The following is a 26,194-nucleotide window of genomic DNA, read 5'->3' on the forward strand; positions in this document are numbered from 1 at the left end:
TCAGGGGCGGTACCCCTCCATCATCGCTCACCCTGAAGAGGGGCAACCCGGCGGGCGATCTCGGCGTCTTTGAGGTCCGAGGGCGCTCGAAGCGGGCGCGTACATACGCCGTAAAGTGGCACGTCCGTGCCGTCGGCGGCGCAGCGACGAAAAGCGACAAGAAGCCACATGAAGGGGGAGGCGATCGGATGCCGCAGACCGAGACACCAGGCACCGAGGCGGCCTCGCGGACCCGGCTGCGCTGGTGGACGGAGCTGCCGCTGATCCTGCTGGTGTACGCCTGCTACTCCGCCGGCCGACTGCTCGCGCGGGGCGACGTCTCCGCCGCGGTCGACCACGGACTGGCGATCCTGCGCGTCGAGAAGGCCCTGCGCCTCAACGCCGAGCACCCGCTGAACCGCCTCTTCACCCAGCACGCCTGGCTCGGCGTCCCGGCCGACTTCTGGTACGCGTCGCTGCACTACGTGGTCACGCCCGCGATCCTGGTCTGGCTGTTCCGCTCGCGCTCCGCCCACTACCGGGCGGCCCGCACCTGGCTGATGACGTCCACCTTCATGGGCCTCATCGGCTTCACCCTGCTGCCCACCTGCCCGCCCCGCCTGCTCACGGCGGGCCACGGCTTCGTGGACACGATGGCCCAGTACAGCTCGTACGGCTGGTGGGGCGGCGAGGCCAGCGCGCCGCGCGGCATGGGCGGCATGACGAACCAGTACGCGGCCATGCCGAGTCTGCACGTGGGCTGGGCGCTGTGGTGCGGAGTGATGCTGTGGCGCCACGGCGGCACGCGTACGGCGAAGACGGCCGGCGTCCTCTACCCGCTGCTGACGACGGTCGTGGTCATGGGCACCGCGAACCACTACTTCCTCGACGCGGCCGCGGGCGCGGCCGTGATGGGGGTCGGGTTCCTGCTGGCGCCGCTCGTGATGCGGACCGCCGACCGGATCCGGACCTCGTTCACGGCGGGTCGCACCCCGGCGGCCTCGGCAGCCTCGTCGGACCTGTCGCTCCCGTCGGACCCGTCGAACCCGTCGGTCCCGGCAGGCTCTGTGGGCGCGAACGCCTCGATTGTCAGTGGCGGATGCCAGACTTCCCCGGGTGAGCGAATTCCACGGCAGCGCGAGTCACGGTTCGGGGCGGACCCCGACCCGGACGCCTCTCCCACGGACGCGGGGGACGGCGCTCCGGCAGCGGCTCGCTGAGCTGCGCGGTCCCGACGTACCGGCCAAGGCGCTGGACGCCCGTGCCCTCGCGGCGCTCGCCGCGAACCCCGGCTGCGAGCGGCGCGCGATCCTCGACGGGGCCGGCGTGGACAAGGCGGCGCTGGCGGGCGCGCTGGGCTCGCCGTCGACGTTCGGCCAGTCGCAGTTCGCCCTCACCCGCGGGAACGCGTTCGAGGCGAAGGTGAAGGCGGACGGCGGCGCGGAACTGCTGCGACTGGTCCGGGAGCGGCTGGATCCCGGCGCCGAGCCGCCGACCGGGGCGGCCGTGCCCGACCTGGCCGCGATCGGCCCCGAGGGCCGCACCGCGCGCACCGCGCTGGCGCTGCGCGAGGCCGCCGAGAAGAGCCGCGGCGGCTGGACGCTCCTCGACCACCCGATGCTCGCGCTCGACGTCGCCGGCTCCCCCGCCTTCCTGGAGCCGGACGCGGTGGTGGTGCACCCGGACGGCAGCTGGACGGTCGTGGAGATCAAGTCCTTCCCGATGCTGGACGGTTCGGCGGACCCGGCGAAGGTCGGCGCGGCCGCCCGCCAGGCCGCGGTGTACGTGCTGGCGCTGGAGCAGGTCGCCGCCCGCCTCGACCCGGCGCCCAGGGTCCGCCACCGGGTCCTCCTCGTCTGCCCCAAGGACTTCTCCAACCTGCCCACCGCGTCCGCCGTGGACGTCCGCAAGCAGCGCGCGGTGACCAGCCGCCAGCTGGCCCGCCTCACCCGCGTCGAGGACATCGCCGACGCCCTCCCCCAGGGGACCTGCTTCTCCCCCGAGCTGCCCGCCGAGGAGCTCACGGCGGCCGTCGAGGCGGTCCCGGCGGCCTACGCACCGGAGTGCCTGGCCGCGTGCGAGCTGGCGTTCCACTGCCGCGACCGCTCCCGCGCGGCCGGCGCGGTGACCTCCCTGGGCCGCTCGGTCCGCGCCGACCTCGGCGGGCTGACGACGGTCGAGGACGTCCTGGCGGCCGCGCACGGAACGGCCGGCGACCCCACGGACCCGGCGGTGGCCGCCCTACGCAGAGCGGCCCGCCTGCGCGCCGAGGCACTCGGTCAGCAGACCGCCCGGTCGGCCCCCGCGCCTCAGGACGCGCCGACGGCTCAGGAGGCGGTGTGTCGCTGATCGCCACCCTCGCCCGCCTCGAGGCCGTCGCCACCGGCCGCGCCCAGCCCACCGCCACCGTCCGCCACCGCCGCCTGTCCGAGCGCCCCCTGGTCTTCGTGCCGCTGACGACCGCCGGTGAGGCCGGCGCCCCGCTCGGCGCACTGGTCGGCACCGACCGGAACGCGCCCCGGCTGCTCGTCGTCCCGCAGCCGCGCGACCGCGACCTCAGGTTCGCGTTCCTGGCCGAACTGGCGGACGTGCTCCTGCCGTACATCGACTCCTACGCGGACGTCGTCGAGGCCGCCGAGCGCAGCGAGACCGACCCGGAGACCGGCAAGCGCGTCAAGGTCGAGGTCGAGCTGTGCGCCGACGCCCCCCAGCTGATCGTCCCGAGCCGCGCGGGCGTCGACCTCGTACGCCTCCTCGGCCGCTCCATGCGCTTCCGGCGTACGGCGGAGCAGGACCCCCAGACGCCGTATCCCGCTCCCCCGCGCGTGCCGCTGCTCGGGCGGTGGCTGACCCACTTCGGGGAGCGGGCCCGGGTGCCCGGATCGTCGCTGCTGCTGGCGCTCACCGAGGTGCTGGGCCGGCACTGGGCGAGTGGACAGTCCAGCCTGGAGGACCAGCATCTGGGCGCGCTGCTCGCCTGGATCGACCCGCCGCAGGGGGAGCGGGGCGCCGAGGCCGCGCTGCGGGCGGAGCTCGCGCGGGACGCCGACGGCCAGCTGCTATGCCCGCCGGCCGGTCCGGCCACCGACCCGGCGTTCGACAACAAACTGCTCGCCCCGGCCTTCGAGCGCTACGACCGCGCGCGCACCGCCCTGGCCGCCGCCGAGGACGGGCTGCAGGCCGACGACCGGCTGGCCGTGCTGAGCGCCGCCGAGCGCGAGGTCCGCGAGCTGGTGAGCAGCCGTACCCTGCCCACCTGGGACGCGGTGTGGCACGGCCTGGACCTGCTGCGGACGCTGCCCGAGGGAGCGCACGTCGAGGAGCGGTGGACGCGCGACCGCTGGTCGTTCACCGGCCACCGCGACCGCGTCGTCGCCGGCGAGCCCCCGCAGCCGCGCCGCGACGACGCGGTCACCGCCGCCAACAAGCTCGCCACGCGCGAGCGCGAACAGGCCCGGCTGGAGGCCCAGGAGGCGCTGGACGACCCGCTGGTGATGGCGGGGCGGCGGCTGAACGGGGAGGCGTTCGCGGGCGAGGTCGTCGACGTCGTCATGACGTACAGCGAGGGCAAGCGGCCCAGCCCGCGCCCGCTGATCACGGTGCGCACGGACGACCGGCCGTATCTCGGGGAGCGGGCGAAGGCGTTCCGGTCGCTGGGCGGGAAACCGCAGGCCGTCGAGTTCGTGGGGCGGGAAGGCGAGCCCGACGAAGACGGGGCGGACGGGGCGGGGCTGCTGGTGCTGCGGATCGTCGACAAGATGGGCCGCGGCAAGGAGCCCGAGGAGGGGTCGGTGCCCGCGCGGGGCGACCGGCTGTGCTTCACGCTCTTCGAGCACGAGCAGCGCGGCGGCGCCAAGCTGCCCGACCCGGAGGAGACGCCGTGGACGCACGGCGGGCCGCCCGGGGAGCAGGCGCCCGAAGCGCCGGATTCCGTCACCCAGGAGGACGTGCTGTGACCGCCCAGACCGCATTCGATCCGGGCGCCGCGGCCGGCCGTGCCACCGACGCGATCCTGCGCGACACCCTGCACGGCACCGCGCGCGGTGTGGTCGTCGACTCCCCGCCCGGCGCCGGCAAGTCGACGCTCGTCGTCCGCGCCGCGCTCGAACTCGCCGACGCGGGGCGCTCGCTGATGGTCGTCGCGCAGACCAACGCCCAGGTCGACGACCTCGTCCTGCGGCTCGCCGAGAAGAACCCCGAGCTGCCCGTCGGCCGCCTGCACAGCAGTGACGCCGACCCGTACGACAAGGCGCTGGACGACCTGCCCGCCGTACGGAAGTCGGCGAAGGCCGGGGATCTGGCGGGGCTTCCGGTGGTGATCTCCACGGCGGCCAAGTGGGCGCATGTGAAGGTCGACGAGCCGTGGCGGCACGCGATCGTGGACGAGGCGTACCAGATGCGGTCGGACGGGCTGCTGGCCGTGGCCGGGCTGTTCGAGCGGGCGCTGTTCGTGGGCGACCCCGGGCAGCTGGACCCGTTCGCGATCGTGGGCAGCGAGCAGTGGGCGGGGCTGTCGTACGACCCGTCGGCGTCAGCGGTGTCGACGCTGCTCGCGCACAACCCCGAGCTGCCCCAGCACCGGCTGCCGGTGTCCTGGCGGCTCCCGGCGTCCGCCGCGCCGCTGGTCTCCGACGCGTTCTACCCGTACACCCCGTTCCGCAGCGGCACCGGGCACGGCGACCGGCGGCTCTCCTTCGCCGTCCCCTCCGACGGCTCCGGGCCCGACCGGGTGATCGACGAGGCGGCTCAGGCCGGCTGGGGCCTGCTGGAGCTGCCCGCGCGCCACACGCCCCGCACGGACCCGGAGGCGGTGCGCGCGCTCGCCACGGTCGTACGACGCCTGCTGGACCGCGGCGGCGCGGCCACCTCGGAACGCTCCCCGCACCCCACCCCCCTGACCGCCGACCGGGTCGCCGTCGGCACGGCCCACCGCGACCAGGCGGCGGCGGTGCGGGCGGCCCTGGCCGAGCTGGGCGTCACGGACGTCACCGTGGACACCGCGAACCGGCTCCAGGGCATGGAGTTCGACGTCACCGTGATCCTCCACCCCCTCTCCGGCCGCCCCGACGCCACCGCCTTCCACCTGGAGACAGGCCGCCTCTGCGTCCTCGCCTCCCGCCACCGCCACGCCTGCGTGGTGGTCTGCCGAGCAGGCGTCACCGACCTCCTGGACGACTACCCGTCGACGGAACCGGTCCAACTGGGGACGGTCGTGAAGTTCCCGGACGGCTGGGAGGCGAACCACGCGGTCCTGGCACATCTGGCGGAACACCGGGTGACCTGGAGACCATGACCGACGATCGGCGCCTCCCCGACCGGCACCGGGCCCAACACCTCCCACCCGCCGGACGGAGTCCGGCACACCGCCGCAGGCGGCCGATGAACACAGCCCCGACGGCTGGGAGGCGAACCACGCGGTCCTGGCACATCTGGCGGAACACCGGGTGGCTTGGCGGCACTGATCTGTGGGGAACATCGCGGGGGTGGGATGGCTTGAGAAGGCTGGGCCGAGGGCCCCTTGCGTCGGCGGGGGACAATGGAAGGCGGTCCGCATCCGAACCGTACGAGGAGGATCAGACATGGCGGAGCCCACGCCGCGTCGGAACGAACCGCGGCTACGCCCCGCGCCCCTGCTCTTCGAGCCGGCCGAGGCGGCCGGCGATCCGGAGCACTTCTTCGATCTGGAGTCGATAGACGATCCGGGCGCGCTGCTGGCACGGGCGACGGAGCTGACGCTCGCGTTCCGGGCGGCGGCCGACCGGGCCGTGGAGTTCCAGGCCATGGCGGCCGCGCAGCTCGCCGATCCGCGCCGGTTCGACCGGCTGACGGACGCGGACATCGCCGAGCGGGCCGAGTGGACCGAGGACTACGCGAAGAAGATGGTCGAGTTCGGCCGGGATCTGCTGCGCGGCGACGCGGAGGGGCGGGGGCACGCCGACCCCGTGTGAGCCGCCCCTGAAACCCGCCCGCGGACATCGACCCTGGCATATGCCGACCGGGCAAGATACTCCCTCTCACCCCCTCCCGTCCCGATTTCCCGCAACCCTGTGAAACCGACCGCTCACCCCCGGTAGACCTGGCGGTATGAGCAGCACTGGGGACGCGACCTTCACCGACCGCACCGACACCGCCGACGCCGCCGGGGTCACCTCGGACGGCGCCGCCTGGCTGGCCTCCGCCGGAACGTATCCGCGCAGCACCCTCGCCCTCTGGGAGGAGCGGCCGCAGGCCCCGGTCGTGCTGCCGTGCGGATCGGTGTTCGACATCGTGAGCGCGCCGGCGATGTTCGGGCGGCTGATGCTGGACCGACTGTGGGGCGAGGGGCCGGGCTCCGGTCCGGTGGCCGCGTTCCGCGGGCGGACGCTGCTGTTCGCCTCGCCGGGCACCGCCCAGCGGCTGCCCTCGCTGCTGGAGTGGGAGGAGTGGAGCGCGGACGGGCGCCAGGACGGCCGTACGGGCTCGGTGCCGCCGTTGCTGTGCCACGGCAACGGGGACGCGGTGACCGTGCCCGCGCTCACCCCGGCCGCGGAGGGCTCGGTGACCCGCTGGATGGTCGCCCCGGACGCCCGCCACCCATGGCTGCCGGGCCCCGAGATCCTGCTCTGGGCGGCCGTGCGCGCGGCCCGCGCGGCCGTGCGGATATCGATTTTTCCTCCCCAGGATCAGGATGCTAAGGTCTACGACGTCAGCAGGCGCCGCTAGCTCAGTTGGTTAGAGCAGCTGACTCTTAATCAGCGGGTCCGGGGTTCGAGTCCCTGGCGGCGCACGTTGTCGATGGCGATGTTTGTTCGCGGAAAGCGCGAACAAACATCGCCATCGTCGTTTCTGCGCGGCTGCGCCGCGCGTAGCGGGGGCTCCGCCACCCGCACCCCCTTTACCGTTCGCCGCCGTGACCGTCCGTCGGAGAGGTCACCCCCGGTGTGATCTTCACCGTCCAAGCCCCCGACGCCGTGCGTCCCTCCACGTCCACCCGTACGTTCTCCCCCGGCACGGTGAAGCTCTCGCCGAGGGCGATCGGGGCGTCGGCGAGGGGTGGGTAGACGGAGTCCTCCCAGCAGGCCTCGGTGTGCGGGTGGGCGTCGATCACCTCGACCGGGCCGCGGCCGGACTGGGCGTCGCTGCTGACGCGGTAGACGAGGATGCCGGAGCGGCAGGCCGCCCGGTCGTTGCCCACCGGGCCGCGCGCCTCCAGGGCGAGCACGCTGTCCGTGCCGGTGCGCACCACCGCGAGCTTGACGCCGTCGCCGAGGCCGAAGGCCGGTGAGCCGGAGGCGCGGGTGACCGGCACGCCCGGTCCGGCGCCGAGCGGCTCCAGGGTCAGCCGGGTCGGGCCGATGCCCCGTACGCACACCACCTGGCGGGGTTCGAGCCAGCCCAGCTTCCACTTGTGCCAGCCGAAGAGGTCGGGGGCGAGGCCGAACTGGCTGCCCATCAGGTCCCAGTCGCCGACGTAGGTGTCCCAGTCGCCCTTGCCGTCGGCGGGGCGGTGGTAGAGGTCGGGCAGGTCGAAGACATGGCCGGTCTCGTGGGCGAGAACCAGCCGGTCCGGGGGGTGCTTCTCGAAGACCGTGACGACCCGGTTGATGTCGGCGCCGTCGGCGTGCAGCGGGGCGTCCAGGTTGACGACCTTCGTGGCGTCGGAGTCGACGCCGGGCGCGTCCGGGTCGGCGACGAAGTAGACGACGTCGTAGCGGGAGAAGTCGACCTGTGCGTCGGCGGCGGCGAGCGCGTCGTGCAGATAGGCGGCGCGGTCCTCGGTCTTCCAGTCCCGCCGTATGGCGTACGCGGCGGCCGGCTTCGGCATGTGGATCCAGCGCTTCAGGGGGTGCGGGCGCAGGGTGAACCTGCCGTAGGACGCCTGCTGGAAGAAGCGGCTGGTGGCCGGGAAGTGGTCGGCGGCCAGTTCGGCGGGGGTGGACATCGGGGCCCAGCCCGGGAAGGACAGGAAGATCATCACCGCGTCGAGGGAGCGGGCGGGGCGCGGATAGGCGGTGTTCCAGGTGTCCAGGCCCTCCGAGTGGTGGGCGGCGGTGCGTTGCAGGGCGCAGGGGGCGACGGAGAAGGGCTCGGCGACCGAGGGGCCGGTGACCAGGGACATCGCGGCGAGTGCCGACAGGGTGGTGAACATGGCCGCGGTGCTGCGCAGTCGGGGGCGCGGGAGCAGTCGCGGCACGTCAGACCTCCGGAGGCGGTTCACGGGACACCGCCACCCAGCCTGGGGGAATTTGTCGCACTACGCCCTGTTTGCCTGCACCAGAAGAGTGAGGAGGGGGAAAGCGGGCATCAATCCCGACACCCCCGGAATTCTCACGGAACGTCACAAGCGGTCGTCCGCCCGCAGAACCAGTCCACCTGCGGGCAGAAACGATCTGTCAGAAGGGTGGGTTGGTCGGGGACACTGGGCAGTGGCTGCGCGGGTCCGGGGGCAGCCTCTATGATCGGCACACTTTCCTGCGCGGACAGAGATCGAGTGCACTGCGGGAGCGAGCGGTGAGCGGAACGTCCGAAGGGCCGACGCCCGCGGCAGACCTCGACCGGTCCGCCGTCACAGAGAGTGACATCCAGACACCTCCCCGTGGGGAGGGAGCGCCTCCCTGTGCGCGAGAGGCGCCTCCTCGTGCGACGGAGGCAACGCCAGGGCATACGGAGGGAACGGTGGGGAACGACCCTCCGGCCTACCGTTCCGTCTTCGCGGCGGCTCCCCTGGCCATGGCCCTCGTCGACCGCGAGGGCCAGGTCGTCGACGCCAACGAGGCGCTCGGCGAGCTGCTCGGCGGCGCGGCCGCGGGCCTGGTCGGGCGGGTGGCCGCCGAGCTGCTGGACCTGGCTTCCGACGCCCGCACCTGGCACGCCTACCGCGAGGTGCTGCGCGGCCGGCAGGCGCGACTGCGCTGCAGCCGGCGGCTGAAGCGGCCCGACGGACGGTCGCTGTGGGCGCAGATCACCGTGTCGCCCCTCGATCCCGTAGGCCTCGACCCCCTCGATCCCGTCGCCCCGGTCGCCGGCGGCGCGCCCGGCGTCCTGCTGTCCGTCGCCGACATCAGCGCCCGCCGTGACCTCCAGGCGAGGCTGCGCCATCTGCAGATGCACGACCCGGTGACCCGGCTGCCCAACCGCACCCTGTTCTTCGAGCGGGTGACGGCCGCGTTGGAGCCGGAGTCGTACGAGCAGAGCGGGACCGGCCGGATCGGCCTGTGCTATCTCGATCTGGACGGCTTCAAGGCCGTCAACGACACCCTCGGTCACCGCGTCGGCGACCGGCTGCTGGCCGCCGTCGCCGAGCGGCTGACGGAGTGCGCCAAGGAGGCCGGGCAGACCAGGCCGAGCGTGCCGCTGGTGGCGCGACTCGGCGGCGACGAGTTCGCCCTGCTCGTGGAGGACTCCACGGGCACCGAACAGCTCGCGGACCTCGCCGAGTCCGTGCTGAAGGCCCTGCAGGCGCCCTTCGACCTCGCCGGACAGCGCATGAACGTCTCCGCGTCGATCGGGGTCGTCGAGCGGCACGCCGTCGGCACCACCGCGACCGGCCTGATGCAGGCCGCCGATACGACGCTGTACTGGGCGAAGGTCGACGGCAAGGACCGCTGGACGCTGTTCGACCCGGAGCGCAACGCGCATCTGATGACCCGCCAGGCCCTGGCCTCCACCCTGCGGCCCGCCATCGAACGCGGCGAGTTCCGGCTGGACTACCAGCCGCTGGTCGGCATGGCGGACGGCCGGCTGCGCGGCGTCGAGGCCCTGGTGCGCTGGGACCACCCCCGGTTCGGACTGCTGCCGCCGAATCGGTTCGTCGCGCTGGCCGAGGAGGACGGCTCGATCGTGCCGCTCGGCCGATGGGTTCTGGCCACCGCCTGCCGGCAGGCCCGCCGCTGGCAGCAGGAGAACCCCGACGAGCCGCCGTTGTTCGTGAGCGTCAACGTGGCGGTCCGTCAGGTGTGGGACTCCGACCTGGTGGCGGACGTCGCGGAGATCCTCGCCGAGACCGGTCTCGCGCCACAGCTGCTCCAGCTGGAACTGACCGAGTCCGCGGTGATGGGCTCGGCGGGACGACCGTTGCAGGCGCTGCAGGCGCTCAGCGACATGGGCGTGCACATCGCGATCGACGACTTCGGCACCGGCTACTCCAACCTCGCCTATCTGAGCCGGCTGCCGGTGTCGGTGCTGAAACTCGACGGGTCCTTCGTGCGCGGCTTCCAGTACGAGGGCGCCGGCGCGCCGCCGAACCCGGCCGACGAGGTCGTCGTCGAGGCGATGATCGACCTCGCCCACCGGCTCGGTCTGACCGTCACCGCCGAGTGCGTGGAGACCGCCGCGCAGGCCACCCGGCTGCGCAGCATCGGCTGCGACACCGGACAGGGCTGGCTGTACTCCCGTCCGGTGCCGCCGGATCGTATCTCCGAGCTGATGGGGGCACGGGCCTGCCCGCAGGCGTGAATCCCCGGTCGGGGCAGGTCAGGTGCGGGGCAGGTCAGGTGCGGGGCAGCCCGTAGGCGTCGGCGACGAGTTCGTACGAGCGCAGGCGCAGGTCGCCGCGGTGGGCGTGGCTGGTGAGCATCAGCTCGTCGGCGCCCGTGCGCTTGTGGAGGTCGTCGAGGCCGGTGCGGACCTCGTCGGCGGTGCCGTGGACGATGTTCGCGGTCCAGGAGTCGACGAACTCCCGCTCCAGCGGGCTGAACTCGTGCGCCTCGGCCTCCTCCGGAGTGGGGAACAGACCGGGGCGGCCGCCGCGCAGACGGACCATGTTGAGGCCGGTGGCCAGGATCTGCCGGCGGGCCTCGCGCTCGTCGTCGGCGGCGAGCACGGAGACCCCGATCGCGGCGTACGGCGCGGAGAGCGCCTCGGACGGGCGGAACGACTGCCGGTAGAGGTCGAGGGCCGGGACGGTGTTCTGCGCGGAGAAGTGATGGGCGAAGGCGAACGGCAGCCCCAGCACGCCCGCCAGCCGGGCGCTGAACCCGGAGGAGCCGAGCAGCCAGACCGGCGGCCGGTGCCGGGACTGCACGCCCCCGGGAGACGTCGCCTGGATCGGGCCGGGCACGGCGTGGATCCGGCGGTACGGATGCCCGTCGGGGAAGTCGTCGTCCAGGAACCGGGTCAGCTCGGCGAGCTGCTCGGGGAAGTCGTCGGCCCCCTCCGCCAGCCGGTCGCTGCGGCGCAGGGCGGCCGCGGTGGCGCCGTCCGTCCCCGGGGCGCGGCCGAGACCGAGGTCGACGCGGCCCGGGGCGAGCGCCTCCAGGGTGCCGAACTGCTCGGCGATCACCAGCGGCGCGTGGTTGGGCAGCATCACGCCGCCCGAGCCGAGCCGGATGCGGTCGGTGTGGGCGGCGAGGTGGGCGAGGATCACCGCGGGCGAGGAGGAGGCGACGCCCGGCATCGAGTGGTGCTCGGCGACCCAGTACCGGTGGAAGCCGCGCGCCTCGGTCAGCCGGGCGAGCTCCACGCTGGTGCGCAGGGCGTCCGTGGCGGTGCGGCCGGAGCCGACGGTGACCAGGTCCAGTACGGAGAGGGGGACGGGGGCGCTGCCGTGCGCCACGCCCCGGATCTCGTCGGCCGACGTCTGCTCCGACCGCCGATCCGGCGTCTGATCCGAAGTCGGGTTCGGCGTCGGGTCCGGCGTCTGGTCTGCCGCCACGGGGGTCCTCCTGATCTCGGCGTACGCTCTCCACGCCGCCTAACAGGAGGCAGTCCCCGTTTATTCCCGACGGCCCGCGCCCAGCCGATCGGCTCACACCTGCACAAGCGGCTCCCGGGTGAACAGGACTCCCAGTCGGGGTGCGTTCAGCCGACGGTCCGTCAGCCTCAGGGCCTCCCACACCGTGACCTGGTTGGCGGTGAGGACCGGCTTGCCCAGCTCCTTCTCCAGGACGGTCAGGCTCGCGGCGGTGTGGAGGGCGGTGTGGGGCAGCAGGACCGCCTCGGCGGCGGGGGCGTCGGCGGCCCGGGCCAGGGCCAGCACCTCCGCCTCGCCCCAGGCGCCGACCTCGGCCGCGCCGCCGGTCCCGGCGCTGTGCACCCCGGTGACCTCCAGGCCCCCGGCCCGCAGGAACTCCACGAAGAGGCCGGTCACGTCGTCCGGGTAGGCCGCGCCGACGGCGACCCGGCCGGCCTCGAGCTCCCGGGCCGCGTGCACGAAGGCGAAGGAGGTGGAGGAGGCCGGCATCCCGGCGGTCCTGGCCAGTGTGCGCACCTGCTCCTGGGCCCCCTCCCAGCCGTGCACGAACCCACCGCTGGTGCAGGCCCACACGATCGCCTCGGAGCCGGCCAGCCGCAGCTGCCCCACGCCCGACGCGAGCCGCTCGGGCGCGCCCATCTGACGCAGCACGTCGACCCGGTGCGCGTCCTCGCCGGTCTCCGTGTGGACCAGGTCCAGCCGGACGTCGCTGCCCAGGAGCTGTTCGATCCGGGGGTAGTCGTCCTCGGCCGAGTGGCCCGGGTAGAGGAATCCGAGTGCGGTCATGTCCAGCCTTCCTGCCGCGGTTCGTCCGGCGAAACCCGTCGGCGCCTGTCAGCGCCTGTCACGCTCCCATCGCCCGGGTACCCCGTCGGCGCGACGCCGCCCCGGCGTCACCCGGCCGGCCGAGTCGGGCCCGAGGGCAACGGGCCGTACAGGCGGACGTGTTGACGACTGTGGACTGCGGTGCGAACGTGGTCCGTCCGCGCACGTCAGGCACTGCTCGCACACGAGAACCCGAGGAACCGGATGGCCGCCGTCCCCACGCTCCTCGTCCTCGACGCCGAACCCCTCCCCCGGCTCGGCCGCCTCACCGGGCAGGCCCGGGTGGTGCACACCGACGAGGCCGGTCTCGCCGCACGGCTCCCGGCGGCGGACGTACTCCTGGTCTGGGACTTCGCCTCGCGGGCGGTGCGCGACGCCTGGCCGGGCGAGGGGCCGCGGCCGCGCTGGGTGCACTCGGCGAGTGCGGGCGTGGACCATCTGCTGTGCCCGGAGCTCGTCGCGTCGGACACCGTGGTGACCAACGCGCGCGGGATCTTCGACCAGCCGATCGCCGAGTACGTCGCCGCGCTGGTCCTGGCGATGGCGAAGGAGCTGCCCCGCACCTGGGAGTCGCAGCAGCGGCGCGAGTGGCGGCACCGGGAGAGCCGGCGGGTCGCCGGGACCCGGGCCGTGGTCGTCGGGTCGGGGCCGATCGGCCGGGCGATCGCCCGCACCCTGAAGGCGCTCGGCGTGACCGCCGCGATCGTCGGCCGCGTCCCGCGCACCGGCATCCACGGCCCCGAGGACCTCGACCGGCTCCTGGCCCGCGCCGACTGGGTGATCGCCGCCGCCCCGCTCACCGAGCAGACGCACGGCATGTTCGACCTGCGCCGGTTCGGCGTGATGCAGCCCTCCGCGCGGTTCGTGAACGTCGGCCGCGGGCAGCTGGTGGTCGAGGACGCGCTGGTGCGGGCGCTGGAGCGGCGGTGGATCGCGGAGGCCGCGCTGGACGTCTTCGCGACCGAGCCGCTCGCCCCCGACAGCCCGTTGTGGCAGGTTCCGGGGTTGCATGTGTCCCCGCACATGAGCGGCGACACGGTCGGCTGGCGGGACGACCTCGCCGCGCAGTTCGTGGATCTGTTCGAGCGGTGGGCGGCGGGCCGGCCGCTGAAGAACGTGGTCGACAAGCAGCGCGGATACGTTCCCGGCCACTGAAGGCCGTACAGCAGTTCCGCACGCTCCCGCACATTCCCGTGACACTCCCCTCACAGGACGCACCGGCATATCCCGGATGACCCCGGGTAGCCGCGCCGCCATGGCTCCCCCGAACAGACAGTCCGAAAATCGTCCCCGCACCCCCTCACGCCGGTCGCTGCTCGCGGGGGTGGCGGCGCTCGGCGTGCCCGCCGTGGCGAGCTGCTCGCGGGTGGCCACCGCGTCCACGACGGACGGCGGCGACCTGCTGGAGCGACTGCGCGCCGCAGGGGTCGTACGGCTCGGGATCGCGGGGGAGATCCCCTTCGGGTACATCGACCGGGACGGCCGGCTGACCGGGGAGGCTCCCGAGCTGGCGCGGGCGGTCTTCAAGCGGCTCGGGGTGGACCGGGTGCAGCCCGTGCCCACCGAGTTCGGCTCGCTGATCCCCGGGCTGAACTCCCAGCAGTTCGATGTCGTGGCCGCCGGGATGTACGTCACTCCCGACCGCTGTGAGCAGGTGATCTTCGCCGACCCGGACTACCGGATGCTGGACGCCTTCATCGTCCGCAAGGGCAATCCGAAGGGGCTGCACACCTACCAGGACGTCGTGCGCAAGCGGGCGAGGTTCGCCACCGGGACCGGGTACGCCGAGATCCGGTACGCCGTGGACGCGGGGTACGAGGAGAGCGAGATCCTGATCGTGCCGGACCAGGTCGCCGGGCTGAACGCCGTCGAGGCGGGGCGGGTCGACGTGTTCGCGGGTACGGCCCTCACCGCCCGGGAGGTCGTGAAGAAGTCCGCGAAGGCCGAGTCGACCAAGCCCTTCAGCCCGCTCGTCGACGGCAGGCCGCACGTCGACGGGGGCGCGTTCGCGTTCCGGCCGACCGAGACACGGCTGCGGGACGCCTTCAACACCGAGCTGCGGAAGCTGAAGAGGAGCGGCGAACTGCTGCGGATCCTGCGGCCCTTCGGGTTCACGAAGGCCGAGATGACGGACCTGACCGCGAAGGAGCTCTGCGGCGGATGACCTCGGGACTCTGGGAACTCGTCCTCAAGGGGATCTGGACGACGGTCCAACTGCTGGTGTTCAGTGCCCTGTTGGGCGCGGCCGTCGCCTTCGCCGTCGGGATCGCGCGCACCGGCCGGCGGTGGGTCGTCCGCTTCCTCGCGGGCTGCTACACGGAGATCTTCCGTGGCACCTCGGCGCTCGTGATGATCTTCTGGGTGTTCTTCGTGCTGCCGCCCGCCTTCGGCTGGCAGCTGGTGCCGATGTGGGCGGGCACGCTCGCACTCGGCCTGACCTACGGCGCGTACGGCGCGGAGATCGTGCGCGGGGCGCTCGGCGCGGTGGAACCGGCGCAGCGGGAGGGCGGGGTCGCGCTCGGCTTCACGCCCGGGCAGCGGCTGCGCAAGATCCTGCTGCCGCAGGCGGTGCCGGAGATGATCCCGCCGTTCTGCAACCTGCTGATCGAGCTCCTCAAGGGCACCGCCCTGGTGTCGGTCATGGGCATGGGCGACCTGGCCTTCAGCGGCAACCTGGTCCGCCTCGCCCTCCAGGAGAGCGCGGAGATCTACACGTACGTCCTGCTCATCTACTTCGTGATCGCCTTCCTGCTCACCCGGGTGATGCGAGGGCTGGAGAACCATCTGAAGGCGGGGCTGCGATGAACCGGGCCGCGACGAACCGGGCTGGGACGAACCGGGCCGCCATGAACGGAGGTCCGCGATGAACTGGGACTGGAACGCCGTCCGCGACTTCATGCCGCTGTTCTGGGACGGGCTGCTCGTCACCCTGCAGGCGCTGGTCCTCGGCTCGCTGATCTCCTTCACCCTGGGTCTGGTGTGGGCGCTGCTGATGCGGACGCCCACGCGGTGGGTGCAGTGGCCGGTGGGGATCGTGACCGAGTTCGTCCGTGACACCCCGCTGCTGGTGCAGCTGTTCTGCCTCTTCTACGTCCTGCCCGAGTGGGGCCTGACCCTGTCGGCGATGACCACCGGGGTCGTCGCGATCGGGCTGCACTACTCGACGTACACGATGCAGGTCTACCGGGCCGGCATCGAGGCGGTGCCCGCCGGGCAGTGGGAGGCGGCGACCGCGCTGAACCTGTCGCGGAACCGGACCTGGCGTGCGGTGATCCTGCCGCAGGCGGTCCGCCGGGTCGTTCCGGCGCTCGGCAACTACGTGATCGCGATGCTCAAGGACACGCCGATGCTGATGGCGATCACCGTGCTGGAGATGCTCGGCCGGGCCCGGCTCTTCTCCCAGCAGCACTTCCAGTTCACCGAGCCCCTCACGGTGATCGGCGTGGCCTTCGTCCTCGTCTCCTCCCTTGCCTCCTTCCTTCTGCGCACCCTGGAGCGACGCCTTGTCCGTTGAGATCAGCAACGTCACCAAGCGGTTCGGCGACCATACGGTCCTCGACCGGCTGGACTTCTCCGTGAAGGCCGGCAGCCATGTCACGCTCATCGGGCCCTCCGGGTCCGGCAAGACGACCATCCTGCGCATGCTGATGACCCTCACCCGGCCGGACGAGGGCACGATCACCGTCGACGGGCAGCAGCTCTTCCCGGCCCCCGAGAAGCAGGTCCGCGAGATCCGCAAGCAGATCGGGATGGTCTTCCAGCAGTTCAACCTGTTCCCGAACATGAGCGTCCTCAGAAACCTCACCGAGGCCCCGACGAGCGTGCTCGGCCTGTCCAAGGACGAGGCCGAGGCGCGGGCGCGGGAGCTGCTGGACCTGGTCGGCCTGGCCGACAAGTGCGACTCCCGGCCGTCCCGGCTGTCGGGCGGGCAGCAGCAGCGGGTGGCGATCGCGCGGGCGCTGGCGATGCGGCCGCAGGTGCTGCTCCTCGACGAGGTGACCTCGGCGCTCGACCCCGAACTGGTCGCGGGCGTCCTCGACCTCCTCCGGGACATCGCCGACTCCACCGACATCACGATGCTCTGCGTGACCCACGAGATGAACTTCGCCCGGGACATCTCCGACCAGGTGCTGATGTTCGACGCGGGCCGGATCGTCGAGGCGGGCACCCCGGAGAAGATCTTCAGCGATCCGGAGCAGGAGCGGACACGGGAGTTCCTCAGCGCGGTGCTGTGAGGTGCGGGGGCGTGAGGCGCGGGGCGTGAGGGCGTGAGACGCGGGGGTGTGAGGCGCGCGGTGCTGTGAGGCCGCAGGCCCAGGGGTCGGGGCATGACTCAGGCATATGCCAGAGGTTCAGCCTCGCAGTTGAGGGGATCGAAGGTGGAACACATTCTCGTCGACAACCCCTCCCCCGCGCCCCTTCGGCCGTTATCGTGGACAGTGATTGGCTGCCAGGATCACGGCCAGAGAAGCGACCAGGGGGGAACCGTGGCGCTCACGCACGAGCCGACCGCGCCGTACCACTCGGCCCACGAAGCGCTGCGCGTGCTGGAGACGGTGGCGCGGCACTCCACGGGCGTCACCGACGTCGAACTGGCCCGCGAGAGCGGCCTCGCCCCGGAGCGACTGACCGCCCTGCTGCGCATGCTGCGCCGCGAGGGCTACGTCGAGCAGATCGCCGACGGGGCGTATGTCACCGGCGAGGCGCTGACCCGCCTGAGCTCCAGCCAGGGGCATCAGCAGGCCCTGCGCGACACGCTCCAGCAGACCCTGGACCGGCTGCGCGACACGATCGGCGCGGCCGTCTACGTCAGCCGGTACGTCGACGGCGAGGTCACGATCGCCCAGTACGCCGACGGGCCCGCCACCCCCGCCGTCAACGAGTGGGTCGACTTCCGCTACTCCGCACACGCCACCGCGCTCGGCAAGAGCCTGCTCGGCCAGCTCGACCACAACGGCCGGCGCGACCATCTCTCCCGGCACAAGCTGGCCCGCCTCACCTCGCGCACCATCACCAGCGACAAGCTGCTGCTCTCCCGCCTGGAGGCGCAGCCGCCCACGGTCCCGGTGCTCGACCTCCAGGAGTACGCGATCGGCACGGTCTGCGCGGCCGTCCCGATCACCGCCGGCAGCACGGCGGGCTGCCTCGCGCTGTCCCTGCCCGTCGAACACGCCCACCGCCTCCGCCAGGCCGCCGACGCCCTGAACAGGAACGCGGCCCCGGTACTGCTCTCCCTCGCCCTCTAGGCCCCCCTCCAGCGGGTGGTCCGAAGCACCCCCGCGGACCGGGTAGTATTTTCTTCGTCGCCAGCCGCCGAAGGCGGAGGGCGAGAGTCATGCGCCGCTAGCTCAGTTGGTTAGAGCAGCTGACTCTTAATCAGCGGGTCCGGGGTTCGAGTCCCTGGCGGCGCACGGACGAAGGGCTCCTCACAGGCGTGAGGAGCCCTTCGCGTGCGTGCAGTCGGTACTCCGCGAGCAGCGCCTCGACGTCGTCGGGGGTCAGCAGGCGGTACGTGGCCTCCCCCGGCGGCCGCCACCAGACCGGGTCGGCGCACCGGAAGCCCTCCCGTCTGAGCCCCGCCCGGTGGATCTTGTTGGTGGCGGTCACCGGCATCCGCTCCACCACCCGCACGAACCGTGGGGCCATCTTCGTCCCGAGGTCCGGCTGGGCCGGCAGGAACTCCGCGAAGTCGAGCGGGTCGAAGGAACCGGCCAGCGCCGCCATCACCTGGTCCCCGGCGACCGGGTCCGGCACCGCGTAGACGGCGACGGCGTCGGCTCCGTCGTACCGGGCGAGGATGTTCTCGATCACGGCGGCGGCGAGGTTCTCGCTGTCGACGCGGAGGCGGTCGTCGCCGCGTCCCGCGAAGTACAGGAAGCCGTCGGCGTCCCGGTAGAAGAGGTCGCCGGTCCAGTACCAGCCGTCCCTGCGGCGCTCGGCGTCCGCCTCGGGGTTGCGCCAGTAGCCCTCGAAGGGGTTGGGGCCGCGGTTGACCAGCTCGCCTATCGCCTCGTCCCCGTTCAGCAGGCGGCCGCCCGAGTCGCGGACGGCCGGCGGACACTCCGCGCCCGTCTGCGGATCGAGGACGACGAGGCCCGGCCCCGCCCGGCCGACCGCGCCCGTCGGGGTCCCCGGCGTCCACTGCACGGCCGCCCCGCCCTCCGACGAGCCGTACCCCTCCACCAGCCGCACCCCGAACCGCCGTTCGAAGGCCGCCGCGTCCACCGCCCCCGCCTCCGTGCCGAAGCCGAGCCGCAGCACATGGTCCCGGTCGTCGGGGCGCTCCTCGGTGGCCAGCAGGTACTGGATCGCCCGGCCGACATAGGTGAAGTACGTCGCCCGGTAGCGCCGTACGTCCGCCAGGAACCCCGACGCCGAGAACCGCCGGCGCAGCGCCACCCCGGCCCCGGCGGTCAGCGCGGGGGCCCAGTCGGCGATCACCGCGTTGCCGTGGAACATCGGCATGCAGACGTAGTGCACGTCGTCCGGGCCGACCCCGAACTGCCGGGCCAGCGAGCGGCCCGCTCCGACCAGTCGGCCCTGGGTGCACAGCGCGGCCTTGGGGGCCCCGGTCGAGCCGGAGGTGAAGTAGAGGAGGAGACGGTCGGCGGGGACGGCGCGGGAGGGGTCCGGGCGGGCGTCCGCGTAGGGGGCGAGCAGCTCGTCGTACTCCTGGGTGCCGGTGATCAGCAGGCGTACTCCCCCACGCTCGACTGCGCTCGCGCGGGACGCCCATGGCAGGTCGAGGCCTCTGAGGAGGGGGAGGTGGGCGCGTTCGGTGATCAGCAGGCGGGACTCGGTGTGCAGGATGTCCCGGGCCAGCTCGGGGCCGCGCCGGGTGGGGTTGATCCCGGCGACCGCCGCGCCCGCCAGCGCGGCCGCGGCCAGCCACAGCGGGTACTCCGGGGTGTTGTCCAGCAGCACCCCCAGGTGCGGCGGCCCGTCCGACGGCAGCAGGTCGGCCAGCAGCGCGGCCCGGGCGGCGGCCCCGGCGGCGACCTCGTGATGGCTGAGCACCAGATCCCCGCACCACAGCCCCGGCCGGTGGTCGCCCCACCGCGCCGCCACGAGTTCGGCGACGGTACCCCTCGTGGACCCACTGGACCCAATGGACCCGCTGGACCCGCTGGATTCGCTGGATTCGCTGGATTCGCTGGACTCCATGGGCGGGCACGGTAGTTGACGGACCGTCAGATGAACAGGCGTCCGCCCTAGGGGAACATGCCCTCCGACTCGGCGAAGATCCAGTGGGCGGTGATCATGAAGAAGACGCAGAAGGAGAGGGCCACGCCGAGGAAGACCAGCAGGCAGCCCGACTCCGCGAAGAGCCTCCCGCGGGCCGGAGCCTTGGCCGTCGCCTGGTCGGGGCGGTCGGCCGTGTAGTGCACGGTGACGATGTCGCCCTCGAGGGTCGTCCCCGGCCCGCCCGCCTCCTCGAACCGGACGACGCGGCCGTCGCGGGCGGCGAACTCGTAGACGTGGTGCAGCGTCGTCGACACGCTGTGGTCGCCGCCGCCGCTGGTGGTCGTGTACGACCGCAGACAGCGCGCCTCGGCGGTGAGCCCGCTGCTCCAGGCCCGGGCGACCCGACGGGAGCGGTCGATCACCGTGTAGACGGCGAAGAGCAGTCCGGCGATCATCACCGACGGAATGATGACGAAGAAGATTTCCATGTGGTCCCCCGAGGTCCTAGTCGCCGACGTGCGACGAGAGCTGCACCATGGCGACGATGCAGGCGGCGATGAACGGGCTCAGGAACAGCAGCCCGCACCCGGTGCGCGCGACGAGCTTTCCGACCGAGGGAGGCTCCGCCGTGGCCTCCTCCGGGCGGTCCGGCGCGTAGTACACGGTGACGACGTCGCCTTCGAGCACCGTCGACGACGCGTCGTCCTCCTTGAAGCGGACGGTGCGGCCGTCGTGCGTCGCGAACTCGAAGACGTGGTGCAGCGTCGTGGTCACCGAACTGTCGCCGCCGCCCCCGCTGGTCGTGGTGTACGTCCGCAGACAGCGCGCCTGCGCGGTGAGCCCGTTCCACGCCTGGTGGGTCCGCCGGGCGGCGCGGATCATCCAGGCCATGCCGAACAGGACCAGCGCGATGACGAGCGACGGGACAACGTAGATCAGGACCGCCATGAGACCCCCCGTGGTCTGCACGCCGGCCGGAGCGGCCCGCGTGCAGGGAACGTACCCCCGGGACCTGCGGGTCTGACTCAAGGGAAGCTCAGAAAAACGGCGCGTGCGCCGGTACCGGCTCCTGCTCCGGTTCCGGCGCACGCGGACCTTGCCCGAAAGGGTGCGTTCCTCCTACGAAGGGTCAGAACGTGACGTCCGAGCAGGCGTAGAACGCGTTGCCCGTGTCGGCGATCGTCCACACCGCGAGGATCACGTGGTGGCCGCTGAGGCCCGACGGCAGGGTGCCGCTGTGGGAGAGGGTGGACGGGGGGCGCTGGCCGCCGTAGGGGACGGTCAGGAACGGGGTGAGGTTGAGGTCGGAGCGGGCCAGGTTGTGGTTCTGGTTCCAGCCCGACTTGGTCACGTAGTACTTGAAGTCGGTCGTGGCGTGCATCGCGGTGAACTGCCAGCGGAACGTGTAGCTCTGACCGCCCGTCACCCGGGTGGTCGGCCAGGCCCCGCCCGACGGGGTCTTCGGGCTGTCGAGCTGGGCGAAGCGCGTGTTGTTCGCCGAGCAGATCTGTCCGTCGGCCGCCCCTGAGCCCGGGAAGCCCTTCGGACCTTCGACGCTCTGCGGCTCCCACTGGATGTCGCCGCAGTTGGCGACCGAGCCGTTCTGACAGAGCTTCTGCCGGCTGACGGGGAGGTCGGTGTAGCCGTGGCCGCTCGCACCGCCGGACGCGAGCACGAAGGCTCCGGTGGTGGCGAGGCCCACCACGGCGGCGTAGAGCTTGGTCTTCTTGCGTATGGCCTTTGTGCGCATGCTGCCGCTCCTGGAGAACGTGGGGAGTTCAGTGAGCAGTTCAGTGAGCTTCAGTGAGCCGTGCGCGGGCTCGCGTGCAGGTCTAGACCAAGTTCGAGATTATTGCCGTTACTTGAGCATGTCCAGACCAATCACGGCGACTGTTCCTGCCGCCCCGCACAGAAGGCGACCGTCAGGTCCTTCACCAGCGCCTTGCGCTCGTAGTCGTCCAGCTCCACCAGCCCCCGCATGGTCAGCCGGGTCACCGTGTCCTCCACCGAGTCGACCACCGAGGTCAGCACGCTCGCCCGGTGCTGGGCGTCGAGGGCTGCGATCCGGCGGCGGTGCATCGCGGGGGCGACCTCGGGGGCGTACTCGACCAGGACCGGCTGCACCGAGAACACCTCCAGGCCCACCGCGCCCGCGTCCCGCGCCACCAGCCCGGTCAGCGCCTCCCCCGCCGCCTCGACCGAACTGCGCGGAGCCCCCGGCGTCTCCACCGAGATCCGGGCCAGGGCCGCCTCGACGCACTCGCGCAGATACGTCTCGTGGTCCTCCACGCCCAGCGTGGCCCGCGCGGTGTCCCGCACCCGCCACACCACCAGCACGACCACCCGCAGCGCGACCCCGCTGCGGTCGGCGGCGGGCATCGGTTCGCTGCGCCAGTGCCTCAGCCGTACGTCGACCCGGCGGCGCAGCAGCAACGGGTTGACCCACAGCAGGCCGGTCCGCCGCACGGTCCCCCGGTAGCGGCCGAACAGGCCGAGCACCCAGGCCCGCCCGGTCCGGCCCCGCGCGAGCCCGCCGAAGCCGAACAGCCCCAGGGCTCCCGCGCCCGCGTACGCCGCCCACTGCACCGGGCCGAGTCCCGCCCCTGCGCACTCCGGCAGCTGCAGCGCCTCCACCGCGAGCGGGGGCAGCACGCCCGCCCACCACGATGCGGCCACACAGCCGACCGCCCCGCAGGTCCCGGCGAGCACTCCCACCACGCCGGGCAGCACCCGCGCGGGCCGCTCCACCAGCTCGGGGTCGACCTGCGCGAGCGGCCGCGCCTTCGCCTGCTGCGCCGGCCGACGCAGCCGCGGCTGCTCCCCGGTTCCCGGCCGGCCGCCCACCACGGCGGGCTCGAGCGGCACCGGCCGCGGCTCGGCGTCGTCGCGGAACAGCAGGTGGACGGGGATCTCGGTGGTGGCCTCGTTCTGGATGAGCCGCGCGGGCCGGGACGACCCCTCGGGCTCGGGTGTGGGGGAACCGGTCGTGTTGGTCGTGTTCATGCGTGCCTCCAGCCTCCGCGCCAGATACGCCATGACAGTGAGCGTCGGTCTTCGGGTCGTCGGGTCTACGAGAACAGTCGCCGCCAGGTCTCCGGGCCCGGGTAGCCGTCCGCCGCGCCGCCGCGCCAGCCCTGGGTGCGCTGGAACGCCTCGACGCCACGCCGGTCCGCCTCGCCCCAGCGGGGTCCCGGACCCTTTGCGTAGTACTTGCCGAATCCTTTCTTCACCAGCTGCCTCCCGAGCTGGGTGACGTGGACGTCGTGCGCGCCGGGCCGGAACACGGCCCGGCCCGGATAGGCGGGGACGCGGGGGGCCGAGGACGGGGCGGGCGGGCCCGCGGCCCCGGTCACGGGGGACGTGACGCCCCCGGCCCCCTGGGTGTTCTCGGCCGGCACGGCAGGTACAGCGGGTACGGCCGGTACAGCGGGTACGGCCGGTGCGGCAGGCGTGCCGGGCCCGATGTCCCTGCCCCGGTGGGTCACCAGCAGCGCCCACGCCTTCGGGCCGGGCAGTCCGTCGGCGTCCGCGCCCCGCCAGCCCTGGGCCTGCTGGAACGCCTGGGTGGCCCGGCGGTCGGCGTCCGACCAGCGCGGGCCGGGGCCCGAGGTGTAGAAGCGGGCGGCGCCGCGCTCGATGAGGAGCCGGCCGAGCAGGGTGACGTACGCGTTGTTCGCGCCCGGGCCGAAGGACGACGGCCCGGGGTACGGGGTCGCCGTCGCCCCGGGGCCGCCGTCCGGCTTGTCGCCGTCCCCGGCGTCGGCGTTCCCGGCGTCGGCGTCCCCGGCGTCGGCGTCGGGCTTGTCGCCGTCCGCGACGGCCGGCTCCTGGACCCCCGTCGTGACCCCTTTGTAGCGGTAGGCGAGATAGCTGTCGGAGTGACTCCAGTAGGCATAGGGAGTCGCCTGGCGGCGGGCGGTCGGACGGGTCTGTTCGTAGGCGATGTAGTAACTGTGGGTGTAGTCCGTCCAACCGCCGAACAGAACGACGTGCGACCCTTTCTGGGGGTCGGACGGATTGTGGAACAGCAGCATGTCGCCGGGCTGGAGTTCCTCCTTGGAAATCCGCGTGCCGTACTGGTCGAGGGTGCCCGTCCACTCGTTCCCCGCCAGGTTCCAGGCCATCGAGACGAAGCCCGAGCAGTCCTGCCGGTAACCGTCGAACCAGTAGGCGCCCATGCTGTACGGCACTTTCTGCGCGACCCATTCCTTGGCCCGTCTGATGATGTCCGCGCGGGTCGTCGCGGGCGTCTCCGCCGGGCCCGCGTGCCCCGGCGGCATCGCGGGCTGCCCGCCCGGACCGTGCAGCGGAGCCTTGCCCCCCTGCGGGGTGTCGGGCTCGTCACCTGCGGGAACGCCCGGCCGGGCAGGGGTGTGCGAGGCGGCGAGGGCGGGCGCCGCATGACCGGCGCCGAGCGCGGCGGCGGCCGCCGCGGCGACGATCACGGCCCGGTGGGCGGCCGGGCGACCGCCGAAAGGGGCCGACGGGGAATACGGACTCACCCGGTGCCGCTGAACGCATCCGGGGCAGTCGCAGTCGCTCGCGGGATCGAATTCCTCGAATACCGGAGTCGCCATGCGATTCCCCTCACACTCCAGATGGAAATGTCCGCGACTGTGCACGTCCGCCAGTTTCTCAACTGTCTTCCCGGCGCGCATGCTGACGGTCCGAATGATGTACCCGACCCCTCTGACGGCCCTTCCCGGCTTCCCTTCCCCGGGCCGACGGTCAGGTTCCCCGGCCGGCGGTCGGGGGCACCCTCGGAGGTCCTGTAGAGTTGTCGCGTCAGCAGGCGCCGCTAGCTCAGTTGGTTAGAGCAGCTGACTCTTAATCAGCGGGTCCGGGGTTCGAGTCCCTGGCGGCGCACAGACACCGAAGGCCTCTCGTGAAAGCGAGGGGCCTTCGTTCGTGTCCGCGTGACCGCCCTCTAGGCTCCGGGGTTCGTTCCGTCCTACAGTCGGCCTGCCGGCTCCAGCTCTGCGCAGCCTCCCGCGCCGGCGCCGGGTCACTCCCGCGGCCCGTGCGCACGCGGTCGAGGACCGGCCCGGTCGACGGTTTCCGGGGGAGCAGGCCGCCGACCGGGCCCGGTGACGTCGCGAGGGCGGCGGCGTCGAGGTGACAACGGGCTCACGTCGGGCGCACGTCGGGCCGACGTCGGGCCGACGTCGTGTCAGAGGGCCGTGCCCGTCAGATACGCCGACACGATCACGTTCGCCGTGTAGCTGCGGCTCGCCCGGTCGAAGGAGCCGCCGCAGGTGATCAGCCGCAGCTCGGCGCGGTCCGACTGGCGGGTCCCGTAGACCTGGCGGGCGTCGAAGCGGTCGCGCTGGACGACCTCGACGTCGTCGACGGTGAACTCGGCGACCTTCCCGTCGTCGCGGATCACGCGGATCGTCTCGCCGGCGTGCATCGTGCTCAGCTTGTAGAAGACGGCGGGCCGGGTCTCGGTGTCGACGTGCCCGACCATCAGCGCGGCCCCCTTGGCCCCGGGCTTCGCGCCGGCCGCGTACCAGCCGACGACGCCCGCCTGATCGAAGGGCGGCGGGTCGATCGCGCCCTGCGTGTCCAGGCCGCGGGCCACGACCGGCGCCTGGACGCCGAGTTCGGGGATGTCGATGCGCTGCGGCAGCGCCTGCCCCAACGGCTGTGCCGCGGGCGGCAGTTCGGCGTCCGCCGGGCGGCCCACCGCGGCCACGTCACCCGTGGTCGGCGCGGATATGCCCCGCCGTACGTCGGTCACCTCGCGCCCCCACAGCCACAGCCCGAGCAGCAGCATCGCCCAGGCCACGCCGGTGAGGAAGCGCCCGGAGGAGCGTTCGCGGTCGGCCATGGGTCAGCCCGTCCTGCGGCTCCGGCGGGCGCTGCGGAACGCCACGACGGTTGCGGCGACGCCCGCGAGCACCAGTCCGGTGACCGCCTGCGCGGTGCCGGGCCCCTCCGCGCGCGCCTCGTCGACGACGGCGAGCGGCGCGGCCCCACCACCGCCCGCATGCACGGGCGCGACGGGAGAGGCGGGTGCGGTCGGCTCGTACGGCTGAGGCGACTGCGATGGTCGTGACGACTGCGACGACGCCGCCGCCACGACCTTGATCCGGCCCTTCACCTGGAAGTCGACGCAGGTGATCCGTACGTCGTAGGAGCCGGGCTCGATCGAGGAGCGGACCCGGGTCTCGCCGACGAGCGCGCCGCCGGCGTCGCCCGTGCCGCCCGTGCCGCCCGCGGAGACGAGTGTCGCGTCCGCGACGAAGGCCTCCGAGGCCGCGGTGGCCGTCCGACCGCCGCAGCCGCTGACCCGCAGGGCGACCTCGACGCCAGGGGACGGGGTCGACGGCGTCACGGTGACGCTGCCGCCTCCGTTCGCGGCGTGGGCCATGGGGGCTGTGCAGACCGTGGGGGCCAGCGTCGCCACGGCGACGGCCGCACCCGCACAGAGAGTGACTTTCAGTGAACGCATCGTGAACCTCCAGCTATCTGGAGGCTCCCCCGCGGGGACCGCTCTCGCATCCTCAGCGGGGTTTCACTGCTCCGAACGGG

Annotated in this window: 24 protein-coding genes and 3 tRNA genes; 16 read left to right on the plus strand and 11 right to left on the minus strand. The window is 72.9% G+C overall.

Annotated features, from left to right (window positions below; genetic code table 11):
* The first annotated feature begins 188 nt into the window (after window positions 1–188).
* The 7 genes from OG562_RS15675 (at window position 189) to OG562_RS15705 (ending at window position 6,745) form a co-directional block, all read left to right on the plus strand.
* On the plus strand, window positions 189–1,199 hold the full coding sequence (locus OG562_RS15675; protein ID WP_266397844.1) for a phosphatase PAP2 family protein: 1,011 nt from the start codon (window positions 189–191) through the stop codon (window positions 1,197–1,199).
* Between the two features lies 1 nt (window position 1,200).
* Window positions 1,201–2,328, plus strand: a complete 1,128-nt coding sequence (locus tag OG562_RS15680; protein ID WP_266409281.1) for a hypothetical protein — start codon at window positions 1,201–1,203, stop codon at window positions 2,326–2,328.
* Window positions 2,319–3,935, plus strand: coding sequence for a hypothetical protein (locus OG562_RS15685; RefSeq protein ID WP_266397847.1), 1,617 nt, complete (start codon window positions 2,319–2,321; stop codon window positions 3,933–3,935). The genes OG562_RS15680 and OG562_RS15685 overlap by 10 nt, the downstream gene beginning before the upstream one ends.
* Entirely contained in the window at window positions 3,932–5,272 is a 1,341-nt protein-coding gene (locus tag OG562_RS15690) for an AAA family ATPase (RefSeq protein WP_266397849.1), read from the plus strand. Before OG562_RS15685 ends, OG562_RS15690 begins: the two co-directional genes overlap by 4 nt.
* 286 nt (window positions 5,273–5,558) lie before the next feature.
* Complete coding sequence (locus OG562_RS15695; RefSeq protein ID WP_266397851.1) at window positions 5,559–5,927, plus strand: hypothetical protein; 369 nt, start codon at window positions 5,559–5,561, stop codon at window positions 5,925–5,927.
* Window positions 5,928–6,063: 136 nt separating this feature from the next.
* Window positions 6,064–6,681, plus strand: a complete 618-nt coding sequence (locus tag OG562_RS15700; protein ID WP_266397852.1) for a bifunctional DNA primase/polymerase — start codon at window positions 6,064–6,066, stop codon at window positions 6,679–6,681.
* Window positions 6,672–6,745, plus strand: a tRNA-Lys gene (locus tag OG562_RS15705). Before OG562_RS15700 ends, OG562_RS15705 begins: the two co-directional genes overlap by 10 nt.
* Window positions 6,746–6,853: 108 nt before the next feature.
* Here OG562_RS15705 and OG562_RS15710 read toward each other — a convergent pair.
* Window positions 6,854–8,152: a M6 family metalloprotease domain-containing protein gene (locus OG562_RS15710; RefSeq protein ID WP_266397855.1), complete on the minus strand. Its 1,299-nt coding sequence runs from the start codon at window positions 8,150–8,152 to the stop codon at window positions 6,854–6,856.
* A 317-nt stretch (window positions 8,153–8,469) separates the two neighbouring features.
* On the opposite strand from OG562_RS15710, the gene OG562_RS15715 reads away from it, so the two are divergent.
* Complete coding sequence (locus OG562_RS15715) at window positions 8,470–10,413, plus strand: bifunctional diguanylate cyclase/phosphodiesterase (protein ID WP_266397858.1); 1,944 nt, start codon at window positions 8,470–8,472, stop codon at window positions 10,411–10,413.
* A 34-nt stretch (window positions 10,414–10,447) separates the two neighbouring features.
* Here OG562_RS15715 and OG562_RS15720 read toward each other — a convergent pair whose 3' ends face one another.
* Complete coding sequence (locus tag OG562_RS15720; RefSeq protein ID WP_266409282.1) at window positions 10,448–11,521, minus strand: LLM class flavin-dependent oxidoreductase; 1,074 nt, start codon at window positions 11,519–11,521, stop codon at window positions 10,448–10,450.
* A gap of 183 nt (window positions 11,522–11,704) precedes the next feature.
* The gene (locus tag OG562_RS15725; protein WP_266397860.1) at window positions 11,705–12,436 is read right to left on the minus strand and encodes a decarboxylase; all 732 of its coding nucleotides are present in this window, start codon (window positions 12,434–12,436) and stop codon (window positions 11,705–11,707) included.
* Between the two features lie 243 nt (window positions 12,437–12,679).
* Between OG562_RS15725 and OG562_RS15730 the strand changes: the two genes are divergently transcribed.
* The 7 genes from OG562_RS15730 to OG562_RS15760 all read left to right on the plus strand — a co-directional run bounded on the left by OG562_RS15730 (window position 12,680) and on the right by OG562_RS15760 (window position 17,886).
* Window positions 12,680–13,630 (plus strand): D-2-hydroxyacid dehydrogenase, encoded by a 951-nt coding sequence (locus OG562_RS15730; RefSeq protein WP_266397863.1) that lies wholly within the window; start codon window positions 12,680–12,682, stop codon window positions 13,628–13,630.
* 100 nt (window positions 13,631–13,730) lie between these two features.
* Complete coding sequence (ehuB, locus tag OG562_RS15735; RefSeq protein WP_266397865.1) at window positions 13,731–14,639, plus strand: ectoine/hydroxyectoine ABC transporter substrate-binding protein EhuB; 909 nt, start codon at window positions 13,731–13,733, stop codon at window positions 14,637–14,639.
* Window positions 14,636–15,280, plus strand: a complete 645-nt coding sequence (ehuC, locus tag OG562_RS15740; protein ID WP_266397866.1) for an ectoine/hydroxyectoine ABC transporter permease subunit EhuC — start codon at window positions 14,636–14,638, stop codon at window positions 15,278–15,280. The genes ehuB and ehuC overlap by 4 nt, the downstream gene beginning before the upstream one ends.
* Before the next feature lie 58 nt (window positions 15,281–15,338).
* The gene (ehuD, locus tag OG562_RS15745; protein WP_266397868.1) at window positions 15,339–15,989 is read left to right on the plus strand and encodes an ectoine/hydroxyectoine ABC transporter permease subunit EhuD; all 651 of its coding nucleotides are present in this window, start codon (window positions 15,339–15,341) and stop codon (window positions 15,987–15,989) included.
* Window positions 15,979–16,710 carry an ectoine/hydroxyectoine ABC transporter ATP-binding protein EhuA gene (gene ehuA, locus OG562_RS15750; protein WP_266397869.1) on the plus strand — a complete coding sequence of 244 codons (732 nt, stop codon included), beginning with the start codon at window positions 15,979–15,981 and terminating at the stop codon, window positions 16,708–16,710. Before ehuD ends, ehuA begins: the two co-directional genes overlap by 11 nt.
* Before the next feature lie 252 nt (window positions 16,711–16,962).
* A complete protein-coding gene (locus OG562_RS15755; RefSeq protein WP_266397872.1) occupies window positions 16,963–17,721 on the plus strand; it encodes an IclR family transcriptional regulator in 759 nt (252 codons plus the stop codon).
* A gap of 91 nt (window positions 17,722–17,812) precedes the next feature.
* Window positions 17,813–17,886 (plus strand) — tRNA-Lys (locus OG562_RS15760).
* On the opposite strand, the gene OG562_RS15765 is transcribed toward OG562_RS15760, so the two are convergent.
* The 6 genes from OG562_RS15765 to OG562_RS15790 all read right to left on the minus strand — a co-directional run bounded on the left by OG562_RS15765 (window position 17,852) and on the right by OG562_RS15790 (window position 24,237).
* On the minus strand, window positions 17,852–19,639 hold the full coding sequence (locus OG562_RS15765; protein WP_266397874.1) for a long-chain-fatty-acid--CoA ligase: 1,788 nt from the start codon (window positions 19,637–19,639) through the stop codon (window positions 17,852–17,854). The genes OG562_RS15760 and OG562_RS15765 overlap by 35 nt on opposite strands.
* A gap of 47 nt (window positions 19,640–19,686) precedes the next feature.
* Window positions 19,687–20,148 (minus strand): DUF3592 domain-containing protein, encoded by a 462-nt coding sequence (locus OG562_RS15770; RefSeq protein ID WP_266397877.1) that lies wholly within the window; start codon window positions 20,146–20,148, stop codon window positions 19,687–19,689.
* Window positions 20,149–20,164: 16 nt separating this feature from the next.
* Window positions 20,165–20,608 carry a DUF3592 domain-containing protein gene (locus tag OG562_RS15775; protein WP_266397880.1) on the minus strand — a complete coding sequence of 148 codons (444 nt, stop codon included), beginning with the start codon at window positions 20,606–20,608 and terminating at the stop codon, window positions 20,165–20,167.
* Between the two features lie 181 nt (window positions 20,609–20,789).
* Window positions 20,790–21,395: a lytic polysaccharide monooxygenase gene (locus tag OG562_RS15780; RefSeq protein ID WP_266409283.1), complete on the minus strand. Its 606-nt coding sequence runs from the start codon at window positions 21,393–21,395 to the stop codon at window positions 20,790–20,792.
* A gap of 146 nt (window positions 21,396–21,541) precedes the next feature.
* Window positions 21,542–22,663: an SPFH domain-containing protein gene (locus OG562_RS15785; protein WP_266397882.1), complete on the minus strand. Its 1,122-nt coding sequence runs from the start codon at window positions 22,661–22,663 to the stop codon at window positions 21,542–21,544.
* Between the two features lie 65 nt (window positions 22,664–22,728).
* Complete coding sequence (locus OG562_RS15790) at window positions 22,729–24,237, minus strand: peptidoglycan-binding protein (protein WP_266397884.1); 1,509 nt, start codon at window positions 24,235–24,237, stop codon at window positions 22,729–22,731.
* 215 nt (window positions 24,238–24,452) lie between these two features.
* Here OG562_RS15790 and OG562_RS15795 point away from each other — a divergent pair.
* Window positions 24,453–24,526: transfer RNA gene (locus tag OG562_RS15795), tRNA-Lys, on the plus strand.
* Window positions 24,527–24,830: 304 nt separating this feature from the next.
* Here OG562_RS15795 and OG562_RS15800 read toward each other — a convergent pair.
* Complete coding sequence (locus tag OG562_RS15800) at window positions 24,831–25,490, minus strand: class F sortase (RefSeq protein WP_266397887.1); 660 nt, start codon at window positions 25,488–25,490, stop codon at window positions 24,831–24,833.
* Window positions 25,491–25,493: 3 nt separating this feature from the next.
* Window positions 25,494–26,114: a hypothetical protein gene (locus OG562_RS15805; protein WP_266397890.1), complete on the minus strand. Its 621-nt coding sequence runs from the start codon at window positions 26,112–26,114 to the stop codon at window positions 25,494–25,496.
* Window positions 26,115–26,194 lie beyond the last annotated feature (80 nt).

This window comes from Streptomyces sp. NBC_01275 (assembly GCF_026340655.1).
Lineage (GTDB): Bacteria > Actinomycetota > Actinomycetes > Streptomycetales > Streptomycetaceae > Streptomyces.